This is a genomic window from Streptacidiphilus sp. MAP12-20 (assembly GCF_041262525.1).
Lineage (GTDB): Bacteria > Actinomycetota > Actinomycetes > Streptomycetales > Streptomycetaceae > Streptacidiphilus.
Genome location: NZ_JBGCCK010000007.1, coordinates 221,293 through 233,840, shown reverse-complemented (window position 1 = coordinate 233,840; position 12,548 = coordinate 221,293). Strand labels below are relative to the sequence as shown.

Here is a 12,548-nt window from a genome sequence, read left to right as displayed (position 1 = left end):
CGGCTGATCATTCGATCCGCTAACGACCTTGTCTGCTCGTCTCCCCTAGAACGAGCTCGCAGGCGACCGTGACCGGCGTGCGCTCGACGCCGGCCAGCACGTCGATCAGCATCTCGGCGCAGGTCGCGCCGATCCGCCGGGTGTCCAGCGCGAGCCGGGTGAGCGCCGGACGGCCCGGTGCCCCGCCCTCGCCCATCGCGGTGACCATCAGCTGCCGCGGCACTGCCAGGCCCAGCTCCGCGGCGACCTGGAGCAGTGCCGCCGCGTAGGTCTCGTTGATCGCGTGCACCGCGTCGGGGCGGTCCGCGCCGATCAGCAGTTCGCGCGCGGCGTCGACGGCGCGGCCGTCAGGGGCGACTGGCCGACCGCCGCGCACCAGGCGGCCGCGCGACCGCTTCGGCCAGATGGCAGAGGACCAGGCCGAGGCCGAGTTCCATGCCGCTGTGGGCGACGAAGGCCGACGTCCATCGGGACCGCCCCACACGTCGGTGCCGCGGCGCAGCAGGACGATGATCAGCGCGTAGTCGCGGTCGAGCGCGGCCATCATCGCGCCGGAGCTCAGCGCGGCGGGGTTGGGGCGGTAGCCGAAGCGCACGCGCTGGAGCTGCTCACCCGTGTCGGCCTGGCCGACAAGGCGCAGGGCGCCGGTCGCGGAGGTGCTGGCCATCGTGCGGGATCTGGCCGAAGACGGCATGACCATGCTGCTGGCCACGCATGAGATGGGCTTCGCGCGGGAAGTCGCCCACAAGGTGTGCTTCCTGCACGAGGGGACGGTTCTGGAGGAGGGCTCGCCGGAGCAGATCTTCGGCGAACCTGAGCAGGACCGCACCCGCGCCTTTCTTCGGCGGATCATGGAGGCGGGTCGACTGTGAGGGACGCAATCCTGGTCGTGCAGCACGAGGACGGCACCGGCCCCGGTCTGGTCGGCGCCGCGCTCGCGGCCGACGGGCACCGGCTGGATCTGCGGCATCCCTGGGCGGGCGACCCGCTCCCCGCCTCGCTGGCCGGCCACGCGGGCCTGCTGGTCCTCGGCGGCGCGGCGAACTGCGAGGACGACGCGGCCGCGCCCTGGCTGCCGGCCGTCCGCGCGCTGATCCGCGAGGCGGTGGCGGACGAGGTGCCGCTGCTCGGCATCTGCCTGGGCGCGCAGATCGCCGCGTCCTGCCTGGGCGGCAAGGTGCTGCCGCGCAGTTCCCCGCCCGAGGTCGGCGCGGTGCCGCTGCACCGGCTGCCGGCAGTGGAGGGCGACCCGGTGCTCGGCGCGGTGCCGGAGGGCGCGCGGGCCGCGCAGTGGCACTGGGACGACATCGTCACCCTGCCACCGGGCGCGGTGCCGCTGCTGACCGGCGACGCCTGCACCCATCAGGCCTTCCGGCTCGGGGCGGCGGCCTGGGGCGTGCAGTTCCACCCCGAGGTGCTGGCCGAGGAGCTGTCGGCCTGGGCGCTCTCCGACGGCCCCTCGGTCCGTGCGGCGGGCGGGGATCCCGACGCGGCGGTGGCCTCGGTCCGCGCGGCCGAGCCGCAACTGCGGGCCGTCTGGTCGGCGATGGCCCGGGCCTGGGGCGCTACGCTCCGCCGCGCAGGTGACCGACGAGGCTGAGGAAGAGCCCGAAGTTGGGCACCTGCGCGACCTGACGGGAGACCAGCGGCAGGCGCTTGCCGTGCACGTAGACGCTGATCGAGCCCTGGGAGACCGTCATCCGGTCGAGCAGGGCCCAGGTGACCAGCCCCTTCTGGTCGGCGACGACGCCCTCCCCGGCGACGGTGAAGGGCCCGAACGGCACCGGGTAGCCGGCCTGCGCGGTGGCCAGCGCGCGGCCCAGCTGCGCCTGCGTGACGGCCTCCTGGAGGGTCTGCGCGAGGTGATCGATCCGGTCGTAGAACTTGGTCAGCTTGGTCTGGCTGCCGTCGGGACCGGTCACCGTGATCAGGTAGTGCGTGCCGGTCTTGACGCCGTTGTAGTAGTTCACGGTGATCTTCTGCTGGACCGCCATCGAGTCGAACCGGTAGACGGCGACCGGCCCCTGCTCCTCGACCATGACCAGGCCGCGCTCGTAGAGGTCGACGCGCTTGGCGCGTGACTTCTTCGAGTAGTTGGGGCTGCGGAAGAGGATGACGGCGAACCAGATGGCCATCGGGCTCAGGAAGACGGTGGCCAGCGAGAGCAGGATCATCACCCAGCTCGCGATCTGCCGGCCGACGCCCCAGCGCATGGCGGGGTAGGAGTAGACGCCTCGGCCGAGGTCGGCCTGGCCGAGGTCGAGCGGCGGGGTCATGGTCGCGGTCATGCGGTGGTCCTCGGGGCTTCGGTGCGGACGGATTCGGTGCGGACGGCTTCGGTCCGGACGGACAGGAACAGTGCGGCCGGGTCGGCCGTGTAGCGCCAGGGCTCCCCGCCGGCGAAGGGGCCGATCAGGCGGAACTGCTCGGCGGCCTCGTCGAGGCGTCCGGCCCGGGTCAGGAAGAGGGCGAGCCAGTTGCGCATGTCAGGCACCCTCGCGTGGTAGGGGTCGGCGGCGGCGAGGTCGGCGAGCGCGGCGTCGACGGCGGCGCGGACCTGCTCGCCGTGCCAGAACCCGGGCAGCTCCCGCTCCTCGGAGGGGCGCAGCTCGTTGTTGAGCAGCTCCAGCCGAAGCAGCGTCAGCAGCGAGCCGGGCGGGGCCGCCGCGATCGCGTCCTCGACGAAGGCGGTCGCCAGCTCGCGAGAGCCCGACCAGCGCGGCAGCCAGTAACTGAGCGCCGCCTGATGGGCCTTGACGTGGTACGGAGCCCGTGCCGCCACCTCGGCCCACAGGGCACGGAACTCGTCGTGGTCCTTGGACAACCCCATCGCGGCGGGCAACTGCACGATCCACGGCACCGGGTCGGCGGGGTCCTGTCGGGTGGCCTCCGCGCAGACGCCGGCGACCTGGCCGAGGATCCGGTGGAAGTTCTGCCACTGCTCGCGGGTCACGTCCTTGGCCCAGCCGGAGCCACGGATCAGCCAGGCCAGGTCGACCAGCCCGCGCGCGTCGACGCAGGCGGCGTCGACGTCCTGCGGCCGGGCCCGCTGCCAGTCTCGCAGCCAGCCCTCCTCCTCGGCGGCGAGCGCGCCGAACTCGGCGGTCAGCTGGTAGCGGCGCTCGTGATCACCCGGCCGCACGGCGGCGAAGCGCGCGGCGGCCTGCTCCCACTGCACCTGCTGCGCAGCGGCCTCCTGCCCCTCCGGCGCAGGCTGGGGAGCCTGCCGCTGGACGGCGGCGGCCGCCGCCAGTGCCGCGCCGGTAGCGCCGCCGCCCTGACCTGCCCGCCGCCCGAATATGCCGGCCATGCTGTTGGGGACCCCTCCGCCGTGCCGCTCTGCCAGGTGGTGCGGCGGACACTATGCCGGACCGGACGGCCGCCGGGCCAGTGGCTCAGGGGGTTTGCCGCTAAATCGGCGGCCAGGGCACCGAGGGCCAGTCCTGGGACGGGAAGGGGAGGTGTCCCTCCTTGAGCAGGACGTCCACGCGGGAGCGGGTCGCGGCGATCTCGTCCGGCGTCAACAGCGGGGCCAGCGCCGCGCCGAGGGAGCCTGCGGAGTCGTCCAGCTCGGCGCGCAGGCGGGTGAGGACGTCCGTGGCCTCCTCGCCGAGCGGCTGTCCGGCCCAGCCCCACAGGAGGGTGCGCAGCTTGCCCGGCACGGCGAAGGTGACGCCGTGGTCGATGCCGTAGAGGCGGCCGTCGGCGGCGGAGAGGAAGTGGCCGCCCTTGCGGTCGGCGTTGTTCAGGACGGCGTCCAGCACCGCGAGTCGGCGCAGGCGCGGGTCGTCGGCGTGGACGAAGAGCGCGGTGCGGCCCGGTTCGACCTCGGCGAGGCCGATGGCGTGCCAGCCGGGGCGCGGGGTGTCGCCGGGCTGGAGGCTGAGCAGCTCGGGGGCGTCCGGGGCCTCCTCGATCCATATCTGGCACATGCCCTCGCCGAAGGGCCCCTCGCGCAGCACGGTCGGCGGGACCAGGCCCCAGCCGCTCGCCGCGGAGACGAGGTAGGCGGCGGTCTCCCGCCCGGCCAGCGTGCCGTCGGGGAAGTCCCAGAGCGGGCGCTCGCCGCGCACCGGCTTGTAGACGCAGACGGCGCTGCGGCCGTCGGCCTCGACGGTGCAGTAGAAGGCAGCGTTGGACGCCTCGGTCAGTCTGCCGTGGACGGTCAGCTCACCCTCGCGCAGCAGCGGCAGCGCGGTCGCCGGGTCGGCGGCCAGCGTCGCGCTCGCGGCGGCGTCGGCCTCGGGGACGGGCACCTGGTCCGGCTGGGGGGCGTTCAGCGTCGGTAACCGTTCTGACGCGGGCACACGTGGCCCTCGGGGTCCAGCGGCAGGCTGCAGAACGGGCACGGCGGGCGGCCGGCCGAGACCAGGTCGAGCGCGCGCTTGGCGAAGACCCTGGCCATCGCGCCGCTCAGGCGCACCCGCAGCAGCGAGGGGCCGTTCTCCTCGTCCTCGAAGAGCTCGGTCTCCTCGGCCTCCTCCTCGCCCTCGACCACGGCCTGCGCCTCGACGACCAGCAGCTGCACGGAGTCGTCCCAGGCCAGGGCCATGGTGCCGACGCGGAACTCCTCGTCGACGGGCTGGTCCAGCGGGGCGCTGTCCATCATCTCCGGCGGCGCGAGCGCGGGCACCGTGGTGCTGCCGCCGCTGCGGCGCACGACCTCGTCGAGCAGCTCCTCGACCCGCTCGGCGAGCGCGGCGACCTGACCCTTCTCGAGCAGCACGGTGGTGATCCGGCCGCGCGCGCTGGCCTGCAGGTAGAAGGCGCGCTGGCCGGGCTCGCCGACCGTACCGGCCACGAAGCGCTCGGGGGGGTCGTAGAAGAACACCTGGCGGGGCACGATGCTTGCTCCACGTGATCGGGGGCTGTGGGGTTCGAGGGCTGTGAGGTTCGAGAGCTGTGATGTCGTCGCGAGTTCCACCCTACCCACAGGTCAGCGGGTTCCGGTGTCGCCCCCGACCACGGCGTCGTCGCCCTGCTTGCCGGGGCGCGGGGCGAAGCCGGCGAGGTCGCCGGTGTCGCCGAGGCGGAGCAGATAGGGGCGGGCGGCGGTGTAGCGGATGGCGGTGACCGAGGCGGGTTCGACCGAGATGCGCTGGAACAGATCGAGGTGCAGTCCCAGGGCGTCGGCGACGATCGCCTTGATCACGTCGCCGTGGCTGCAGGCCAGCCAGAGAGCGTCGGCGCCGTGCTCCCGCTCGACCTCGGCGTCCCACTCGCGCACGCTGTCCACCGCGCGGTGGCTGAGCTCGCGCATCGACTCGCCCTCCGGGCCGGGGAAGGTCACCGCGGAGGGCTGCGCCTGCACGGTCGCCCAGAGCGGCTCCTTGGCGAGCTCGGCGAGCGGACGGCCGGTCCAGTCGCCGTAGCGGCACTCGCCGAGCCGCTCGTCCAGCCGCAGCTCCGCCTCCGGACGGGCGGCCAGCAGCGGCGCGAGGGTCTGCCGGCAGCGGTCGAGCGGGCTGCTCACGACGGTGTTCAGCGGCAGTCCGGCGAGGCGCTCGGCGAGGCCCTTGGCCTGCTGTTCCCCGTGCTCGTCCAGTGACACACCCGGGCTCCAGCCCGCCAGGATCCCGGAGGAGTTGGCGGTGGACCGGCCGTGGCGGACGAGCAGCAGGGTGGGCATGAACCCCAGCGTAGTGGGACGCTGTCGGCATGACTGAACGCACGGGTGAGGCATTCGAGGCGGGCGAGCAGCTGACCGTGATCGGCGACCGGCTGGCCGTGGGCGACGCCGCGCCGCCGTTCACTCTGGATCTCCTGGACGCGTCGGACGGAGCGATCCGTCCCGTCAGCCTGGCCGACTCGGCGGGGACGACGCGGCTGCTGAATGTGATCAACTCCATCGACACGTCGGTCTGCCAGGTGGAGACCAGGTCCTGGGAGCGCTCGCTGCCCGTCGGCGACGGCAGCGTGCGGGTCTACACGGTCAGCATGGACCTGCCGTTCGCCCTGGACCGCTGGCGCCAGGCGGAGGACGCTTCGCACGCCCTGCTCTCCGCCCACCGCGACGAGGGCTTCGGCCGGGCCTACGGCGTCCTGATCAAGGAGTGGCGGCTGCTCCAGCGGGCCGTCTTCGTGATCGGCCCCGACGACAGGCTCAGCCATGTCGAATACGTCGCGGACCAGATGAAGGAGCCCGACTACAGCGCCGCCCTGGCGGCCCTGCCGACCCTCGGCTGACCGCCGCGCCCCGAGCCGTCGGCTATTCGGGTGGTGTACCGCGCAATGCCGCCAGTCGGCGGTGGTAGTCCTCCACCTCGATCTCTCCCCGCGCCAGCCGGTCGGCCAGCACCTGCTCGGCGTTCTGCGCTCCCGGTGCCGGAGGCTGCGGGCCCGGCTTGGCGGCCCAGCGGGGGCGGGAGCGGCCGGTGACCGCGCGCCACAGCAGCACGATCAGGACGATCAGCAATGCCCAGAAGAGAATCATGGTGATGCCGGGGAAGATCCAGAACCAGCCGTGGTGGCCGAATCCGCCGTCGTGTCCGTACGGTCGCATCGTCACTCGCCTCCTGCGGCGGTGATACCCACGACCGGCGCCGGACCTACCTCAACGTCCCATGAGAATCCGCCGGCCTGCCGCCTGTCAGCTCGCCCGGCGGGGCAGCTTCCAGCCGGGGCGGATGAAGTGGCAGGTGTAACCGTTCGGGTAGCGCTCCAGGTAGTCCTGGTGCTCGGGCTCGGCCTCCCAGAAGGGGCCCGCCGGGGCCACCTCGGTGACGACCTTGCCCGGCCACAGGCCCGACGCGTCGACGTCGGCGATCGTGTCCTCGGCGACCCGCTTCTGCTCGTCGTCCTGGTAGAAGATCGCGGAGCGGTAGCTGGTGCCGACGTCGTTGCCCTGGCGGTTGCGGGTGCTCGGGTCGTGGATCTGGAAGAAGAACTCCAGCACCGAGCGGTAGTCGGTGACCGCCGGGTCGAAGGTGATCTCGATCGACTCGGCGTGCGTTCCGTGGTTGCGGTACGTCGCGTTGGGAACGTCGCCCCCCGCGTAACCGACCCGCGTCGCCACCACTCCGGGCTGCCGACGGATCAGGTCCTGCATCCCCCAGAAGCAACCGCCCGCCAGTACGGCTGTCTGCGTCTCTCCGGCCACCAGGTCCTCCTCGATTTCGTGTCACTCCGTGCAACGCGAACGTACCCGACCGGCATTCCGGCGTCGGCGGCGCGGCGGGACGAGGAAGTTCTGCCGGCGGGTGGCGGTGAGGAAGCGTTCCAGGCCGTTGTCTGACGCCGGGACCGCGTGGGCCGCCGCCAGCCGCCGCCGTCGGTGTACTGGTCGGCGAAGCCGGTGGAGGGCGGCGGGGTGGAGCGGACCGTCACATGGGCATCGGCGCCAGGTGCAGGCCGGGGGCCAGGCCCGGGTTCCAGGGGACGAAGCAGGCGTAGCCGAGCAGGGCGACGCCGAGCAGGAGGCTGAAGGCCCTCCCGCGACGCCAGGTCTTCTCGAGGAGGACCGCGACGGCGATGCCCGCCATCCAGGCGAGGTTCATCACGCCGACCGCGATCAGCACCGCCATCAGGCCCCAGCAGCAGCCGACGCAGTAGCCGCCGTGGTAGAGCCCGACCCGCAGGTCGCGCAGCCGCCCGGAGAAGCCGCCGAAGCGCAGCAGGAAGCCGAGCGGCGAGCGGCAGTGGCTCAGGCAGCGGTCCTTGAGCGGGGTCACCTGGTAGAGCCCCGCGCCGGCCAGCACGAGGGCGCCCACCCAGGTGGCGAAGCCGGGAGCCCTGGTGGCGAGTTCGCCGCCCGCCCAGGCGCCGCCGAAGGCCACGAGACCGAAGGCCTCCCAGGCGCAGAGGTAGCCGACGACCAGGCTCAGGCTGCGGCCCGCCCGCGCCCAACCGGTCGAGCGGGCCCACAGGACGCGCAGGTACAGGGAGACGACGGGCGCGACCCCGGGGAGCATCATCGCGGCCATCATCAGCCCCCACAGGACCAGGAATTCCCACAGGTTCCGCCCCATGGTGCCCGGTCCGGGAGCCATGCCGGACGTGCTGCGGACCGTCAGTGCCCAAGCCAGCGCCGCCACCGCGAGCAGGGCGGCCCAACTGGCCCGGGCGACGGTCCGTCTCTCCGACACCGGGGACGCTCAGGCGGACCAGGCGAACGGCGCGGAGAAGGCATTCTTCCCTTCGTTGTCCCATTCCAGACCGAACGCGTTCACGCGCGACGCGGTTGCGGTTCCGGCCGCCAGGGTGTCCGCGGGGAATCCGACGCCGCTGACCCTGACTCCCTTTCCGGTGGCGTCCAGGGGTGAGACGAAATCTTCGACCTCCATGGCGATCGCGTCGCCGACCCGCACCCGGTGGGTCCGGCCGTCGTCGACGTAGTCGATCGTGGCGACCTCCACGCCGAGCATCTCTCCGACCAGCGGTCCGAGGCCCTCCATCGGGCCGCCGAGCTGACCGGAGAAGACCGCGCCGAGCGCCTCCGCCTGCTCCGGCGAGGCCGCCGCGTCCATGAACATGCCCATCCGCCAGTTGCCCTCACTCATCAGCGGCGGGGCGTCGGCCACGACGGCGACCGTCAGGCCGCTCACGTCGAGGCCGTCGACCAGGCCGGATGCGACGTGGAAGGCCAGGGCCACCAGGCAGCGGTCATAGTCCGCCGGAGCCGAGAGGCCCGAGGTGGAGCAGGGGCACACCATATTGCAATTGCAGTTCTCGAAATAGGTCCCCTCAATTCGCCATGCCATCGGAAGCTCCTTCCTGAGGCATTTCCTTACATTTTCACTTCTCCACTTGTCCCGGATCCTCATTCTCCGCGCTCGCCGATCATCCGGCAACGACGACGACGCCACGGCCCGGCGCGAAGGCCGGGCCGCAGCGTCCGTGCGAGTGGATCAGGAGGCGTTCAGGGCGGTGTCGTCGATGACGAAGCTGGTCTGGAGGCTGGAGTCCTCGCTGCCGGTGAACTTGAGGGTGACGGTCTGTCCGGCGTAGCTGGACAGGTTGAAGGAGTGCTGGGTGTAGCCGTTGGCCGCGTTCAGGTTGGAGTAGGTGGCCAGGGTGCCGAGCACGGTGCCGGAGCTGCTGAGGACCTGGACCTTGAGGGTGTCGTAGGCCGTGGTGGTGGTCGTCTCGGCGGTGTCGATGTGCAGCCAGAAGGAGAAGGTGGCGCTGCAGCCGGCCGGGACGGCGACGGACTGGGCGAGGGTGTCGGTGTGGGTGGTGCCGTAGCCGTCGAGCCAGGCGTCCCAGCTGCCGGAGTGGGCGGGTTCACTGACGGTGTCGTTGTTCAGCACGCCCGCGGTCATGGTCCACGGCGAGGCGGAGCCGGTCTCGAAGCCGGGGTTGCCGAGCTTCTGGCCGGGGCTGGTGCAGCCGCCGCCGCTGGGGTTGACGGTCCAGCTGAAGGAGGCCGAGCCGGACGCGGTGCCGGAGGAGGCGGTGACCTTGACGCTGGAGGTTCCGGCGGCGGTCGGGGTTCCGGAGATCAGGCCGGAGGAGGAGATGCTCAGGCCCGCCGGGAGACCGGTCGCCGAGTAGGTCAGCGACTTGCCCGCCGAGTCGGTCGCGCTGATCTGCTTGGAGACGGCGACGCCGAGCGTGCCGGTCTGGTTGCCCGGGTTGGTCACCGAGACGGTCTCGGTGCTGACCGGGTTGACCGTCCAGCTGAACGTGGTGCTGCCGGTGGCGGAGGTGCTGTCGGTGGCGGTGACGGTCACCGAGGAGGTGCCTGCGGCGCTCGGGGTGCCGCTGATCAGGCCGCTGGAGGAGATGCTCAGGCCCGCCGGGAGACCGGTGGCCGTGTAGCTGAGGCTCGCGCCGCCGGAGTCGGATCCGGAGATCTGGAGGGAGGCGGCGGTGCCCACTGTCGAGGTCTGGTTGCCCGGGTTGGTCAGCGTGACGGTGTTGCCGCCGTGGTTGACGATGGGGTGCGAGATGGCGCAGGAGTTGGTGTCGTTCGACCAGCTGGCCTGCTCGGCGAAGGTGCCGGTGCCCATGGTGATGTTGGCCGCGCCGCCGGCGGTGCCGGCCGCGAGCCAGGCGCACTCGTCGGAGTTCTCCTGGCCGTTGTAGGAGCTGCCGGAGACGTGGTTGGTCCAGCCGCCCGCCGGGAACTGGTCGGACATCGTCTCGTGCCACTCGTGGCCGAGCGTCATCGTCCAGCCGTCGAGGGTTCCGGGCGAGTTGATGAAGCCGACACCGCAGCCGGAGCCGGAGTCCATGTTGTAGGGCTGGTTGGAGAAGGCCATGTCGCCGTAGGGCGAGTTGACGGCGCCGCCGGTGAGGGTGGTGTCACCGGTGTAGTCGTGCCAGGCGCAGTACTGGCCCTGGTAGCTGTCGGGGTTCGTGCCGGTCGGCGACATGATCACGTAGTAGGTGTCGCGGTTCGACGCGGCGGTGGTGTTGCCGAAGTGTCCGGCCGCGTTGACGGCTTCCTGGCCGAGCTGGTTGCCCGACGCGGTGGCCGGTGAGGCGCCGGAGTTGTCGTACCAGACGCCGGACAGGACGCCGCCGCTCTGGTAGGGGATGAAGCTGGCGCCGGAGGGGCAGCTGGTGGCGCCGGTGGCGACACCCGCGCCGTCGCACCACTGGGTCAGCTCCGCGGACCACAGCTCGCTGCCGGTGCCGATGCCCTTGAACATCTCCTGCGCGACGGGAGCCGCGCCGCTCGGGTCGCCCGAGAAGGTGAGGTCGCCACTGCCGTTGGTGCTCTGCGAGCCCCACTGGTTCCCGTAGAAGACCAGGTAGACCCGGGACTTGCTGTGCAGGACGCCGACCCCGTTGGTGCCGCCGCCGTACGAGAGCGTCTGCGGACCCGTCGCCGCCTGCGGGGACGCGTGACTGTCGGCCCAGGACTTCATCTTCGCGTTCTGCGAGAGGGTCGGGATGACGCCGTGCCGGTAGGAGTGCCCGTTGGCCGGGCTGTAGGGATTGGCCGACGACGCGGCGGCGACTGCCTGAGGGGCAGCCATGCCGAGCGCTGCCGCGCCGGCCAGGGAGAGTGACGCGAGGCCGGTCAGGACCGCTCGTGCCGTCCTGCGGCGAAGAGGTATGCGCATTGCGTGGTGGGTCCTCTCTCGTGGGCAGCAAGACATGTCGTGCACACATCAATCTTGAGGACGCAGAACCGCACATGCCTTGCATGTGAACTGAATTGAGTGCCTGTCACCACCTGGTGTGGTGCGTGCTGCATGCTAGAGAAGCAGGGGTGATGAACGTCCGTCAATACACCCATCGAGACCGATTTGACCGGGAAAGATCACCGATCTTACTTTCGGCTCAACCTTTCCGCGCCGACGTGGTGTCTGCATGGTTGACGGGACGTTCAGGCGCAGGAGGTGGCGGCAGCGGTGGATCCGCATCTGGAGACGGAGTTCCGCGACTTCGTCGAGTCGCGCTGGCAGCCGCTGCTGCGAACGGCCTACCTGCTCACCGGGGACCACGGCCTCGCCGAGGAACTTCTGCAGACCGCACTGGTGCGCACCCACCGGCGCTGGCGGCAGATCGAGCGATCCGACGCGCCCGAGGTGTACGTCCGCAAGGTGCTGGTGAACCTGCACCGCACCTGGTGGCGGCGGGCCAGGCGCAGGGAGGATCCCACCGGGACCGTTCCGGAACGCGTTGATCTCACCGCCGACTCCCATGACGCCTACGCCGCATACGAGCGGCGCGACGAGCTGTGGCGGGCCGTGCTGGCGCTGCCGCCGCGGATGCGGGCAGCGTTGGTGCTGCGCTACTTCGAGGACCTGCCGGAGGCCGAGGTGGCCCGGATCCTCGACTGCTCGCTCGGCACCGTCAAGTCGCAGACCTCGCGCGGCCTGGACCGGCTGCGCACCGCGTACGAGACCCGGAGGGACTCATGACCAGGGATCTCGAGGACGCCCTCCGGGCCGAGTTCACGGCCCGCGCACAGCAGTTGACCTGCGGCGCGGCGCCCTATCCGGCCCTTCGGCGGCGCATCGCCCGCCGCCGCCGCGCCCTCACCGCCGAACTCGTCGCCGCCGCGGCGCTGGTGAGCGCCGTCGGCATCGGCGCCGGGCTCACCCTGGACCACCCCCGGCCGAGCCCGGGGGTGGCCGTCACGACCGCCCCCCTGGCGGTGGGCGGCTGCGGGTCGACGCCGCTCTACCGGGGCGCCCCGCCCGCCTGGACGGCCGTGGCGCAGGCCCCGGCGGACCTGACGTACGTGGTGTCGTCCGAGGGCAACGCCGTGGGTTTCCTCTTCGTCGACCCGCTCCACGCGGGAACGGGCACCGGCAGCCAGAACAAGATCCTCTGGGTGGTCCGCTCCGGGGGCGCCGGGGGCGCCGGCAGCGGTCCGCTCGCCATCACCGGCCGCCCCCTCGACTCCCCCGCCGCAGGAGCACAGCTCCGTGTGGACGAGCCGGGGCTCGGCGGCGGCGTGTACCCCTCGATCACCGACGTCCCCGCGCCCGGCTGCTGGCACCTCACCCTGAACTGGGCCGGGGGCAGCGCCACCGTGGATCTGCCCTACGGTCCGTTCCGGTAGCCCGATATCGGTTTGACTAAGCGCTTGCTTAGAATGCCGGTGTGGGAGTGTATGCCCACGCCACGCGCAATGGACCGAGCGAAGG

15 protein-coding genes and 1 pseudogene are annotated in these 12,548 nt (G+C 71.9%); 5 read left to right on the top strand and 11 right to left on the bottom strand.

What is annotated here, in order from left to right:
- Positions 1 to 19 precede the first annotated feature (19 nt).
- The gene (locus ABIA32_RS12005) at positions 20 to 544 is read right to left on the bottom strand and encodes a substrate-binding domain-containing protein (protein ID WP_370094126.1); all 525 of its coding nucleotides are present in this window, start codon (positions 542 to 544) and stop codon (positions 20 to 22) included.
- Between the two features lie 103 nt (positions 545 to 647).
- On the opposite strand from ABIA32_RS12005, the pseudogene ABIA32_RS12000 reads away from it, so the two are divergent.
- Positions 648 to 872, top strand: a pseudogene (locus tag ABIA32_RS12000) (peptide ABC transporter ATP-binding protein); the annotation flags it as partial.
- The gene (locus tag ABIA32_RS11995) at positions 869 to 1,600 is read left to right on the top strand and encodes a type 1 glutamine amidotransferase (RefSeq protein ID WP_370094023.1); all 732 of its coding nucleotides are present in this window, start codon (positions 869 to 871) and stop codon (positions 1,598 to 1,600) included. The pseudogene ABIA32_RS12000 and the gene ABIA32_RS11995, both read left to right, overlap by 4 nt.
- Here the strand turns inward: ABIA32_RS11995 and ABIA32_RS11990 are convergent.
- The 5 genes from ABIA32_RS11990 to ABIA32_RS11970 all read right to left on the bottom strand — a co-directional run bounded on the left by ABIA32_RS11990 (position 1,566) and on the right by ABIA32_RS11970 (position 5,629).
- Entirely contained in the window at positions 1,566 to 2,288 is a 723-nt protein-coding gene (locus ABIA32_RS11990) for a DUF6585 family protein (RefSeq protein ID WP_370094022.1), read from the bottom strand. The genes ABIA32_RS11995 and ABIA32_RS11990 overlap by 35 nt on opposite strands.
- Positions 2,285 to 3,310, bottom strand: a complete 1,026-nt coding sequence (locus ABIA32_RS11985) for a DUF4034 domain-containing protein (RefSeq protein ID WP_370094021.1) — start codon at positions 3,308 to 3,310, stop codon at positions 2,285 to 2,287. Before ABIA32_RS11985 ends, ABIA32_RS11990 begins: the two co-directional genes overlap by 4 nt.
- 100 nt (positions 3,311 to 3,410) lie before the next feature.
- Complete coding sequence (locus ABIA32_RS11980) at positions 3,411 to 4,256, bottom strand: SCO1664 family protein (protein ID WP_370094020.1); 846 nt, start codon at positions 4,254 to 4,256, stop codon at positions 3,411 to 3,413.
- A 20-nt stretch (positions 4,257 to 4,276) separates the two neighbouring features.
- Complete coding sequence (locus ABIA32_RS11975; RefSeq protein WP_370094019.1) at positions 4,277 to 4,843, bottom strand: DUF3090 domain-containing protein; 567 nt, start codon at positions 4,841 to 4,843, stop codon at positions 4,277 to 4,279.
- Positions 4,844 to 4,936: 93 nt separating this feature from the next.
- Positions 4,937 to 5,629: a histidine phosphatase family protein gene (locus ABIA32_RS11970; protein WP_370094018.1), complete on the bottom strand. Its 693-nt coding sequence runs from the start codon at positions 5,627 to 5,629 to the stop codon at positions 4,937 to 4,939.
- A 29-nt stretch (positions 5,630 to 5,658) separates the two neighbouring features.
- Here ABIA32_RS11970 and tpx point away from each other — a divergent pair, with 29 nt between their 5' ends.
- Positions 5,659 to 6,186 (top strand): thiol peroxidase, encoded by a 528-nt coding sequence (gene tpx / locus ABIA32_RS11965; protein WP_370094017.1) that lies wholly within the window; start codon positions 5,659 to 5,661, stop codon positions 6,184 to 6,186.
- 22 nt (positions 6,187 to 6,208) lie between these two features.
- On the opposite strand, the gene ABIA32_RS11960 is transcribed toward tpx, so the two are convergent.
- From ABIA32_RS11960 to ABIA32_RS11940, 5 genes are all read right to left on the bottom strand, one after another.
- On the bottom strand, positions 6,209 to 6,502 hold the full coding sequence (locus tag ABIA32_RS11960; RefSeq protein WP_370094016.1) for an SHOCT domain-containing protein: 294 nt from the start codon (positions 6,500 to 6,502) through the stop codon (positions 6,209 to 6,211).
- A gap of 87 nt (positions 6,503 to 6,589) precedes the next feature.
- Complete coding sequence (gene msrA, locus ABIA32_RS11955; protein ID WP_370094015.1) at positions 6,590 to 7,099, bottom strand: peptide-methionine (S)-S-oxide reductase MsrA; 510 nt, start codon at positions 7,097 to 7,099, stop codon at positions 6,590 to 6,592.
- Between the two features lie 223 nt (positions 7,100 to 7,322).
- Complete coding sequence (locus ABIA32_RS11950) at positions 7,323 to 8,084, bottom strand: DUF2182 domain-containing protein (protein ID WP_370094014.1); 762 nt, start codon at positions 8,082 to 8,084, stop codon at positions 7,323 to 7,325.
- A 9-nt stretch (positions 8,085 to 8,093) separates the two neighbouring features.
- A complete protein-coding gene (locus ABIA32_RS11945) occupies positions 8,094 to 8,699 on the bottom strand; it encodes a DUF1326 domain-containing protein (RefSeq protein WP_370094013.1) in 606 nt (201 codons plus the stop codon).
- 147 nt (positions 8,700 to 8,846) lie between these two features.
- Complete coding sequence (locus ABIA32_RS11940; protein ID WP_370094012.1) at positions 8,847 to 11,012, bottom strand: putative Ig domain-containing protein; 2,166 nt, start codon at positions 11,010 to 11,012, stop codon at positions 8,847 to 8,849.
- Between the two features lie 291 nt (positions 11,013 to 11,303).
- Here ABIA32_RS11940 and ABIA32_RS11935 point away from each other — a divergent pair, with 291 nt between their 5' ends.
- Together ABIA32_RS11935 and ABIA32_RS11930 are read left to right on the top strand one after the other, a co-directional pair.
- A complete protein-coding gene (locus ABIA32_RS11935; RefSeq protein ID WP_370094011.1) occupies positions 11,304 to 11,816 on the top strand; it encodes a SigE family RNA polymerase sigma factor in 513 nt (170 codons plus the stop codon).
- The gene (locus ABIA32_RS11930) at positions 11,813 to 12,463 is read left to right on the top strand and encodes a hypothetical protein (RefSeq protein ID WP_370094010.1); all 651 of its coding nucleotides are present in this window, start codon (positions 11,813 to 11,815) and stop codon (positions 12,461 to 12,463) included. Before ABIA32_RS11935 ends, ABIA32_RS11930 begins: the two co-directional genes overlap by 4 nt.
- Positions 12,464 to 12,548 lie beyond the last annotated feature (85 nt).

Excerpts from the sequence above, each read along its gene's own strand:
- ABIA32_RS12005 (WP_370094126.1), bottom strand. The coding sequence starts at position 544 with ATGGCCGCGCTCGACCGCGACTACGCGCTGATCATCGTCCTGCTGCGC.
- ABIA32_RS11990 (WP_370094022.1), bottom strand. The coding sequence starts at position 2,288 with ATGACCGCGACCATGACCCCGCCGCTCGACCTCGGCCAGGCCGACCTC.
- ABIA32_RS11985 (WP_370094021.1), bottom strand. The coding sequence starts at position 3,310 with ATGGCCGGCATATTCGGGCGGCGGGCAGGTCAGGGCGGCGGCGCTACC.
- ABIA32_RS11970 (WP_370094018.1), bottom strand. The coding sequence starts at position 5,629 with ATGCCCACCCTGCTGCTCGTCCGCCACGGCCGGTCCACCGCCAACTCC.
- tpx (WP_370094017.1), top strand. The coding sequence starts at position 5,659 with ATGACTGAACGCACGGGTGAGGCATTCGAGGCGGGCGAGCAGCTGACC.
- ABIA32_RS11960 (WP_370094016.1), bottom strand. The coding sequence starts at position 6,502 with ATGCGACCGTACGGACACGACGGCGGATTCGGCCACCACGGCTGGTTC.
- ABIA32_RS11945 (WP_370094013.1), bottom strand. The coding sequence starts at position 8,699 with ATGGCATGGCGAATTGAGGGGACCTATTTCGAGAACTGCAATTGCAAT.
- ABIA32_RS11940 (WP_370094012.1), bottom strand. The coding sequence starts at position 11,012 with ATGCGCATACCTCTTCGCCGCAGGACGGCACGAGCGGTCCTGACCGGC.
- ABIA32_RS11930 (WP_370094010.1), top strand. The coding sequence starts at position 11,813 with ATGACCAGGGATCTCGAGGACGCCCTCCGGGCCGAGTTCACGGCCCGC.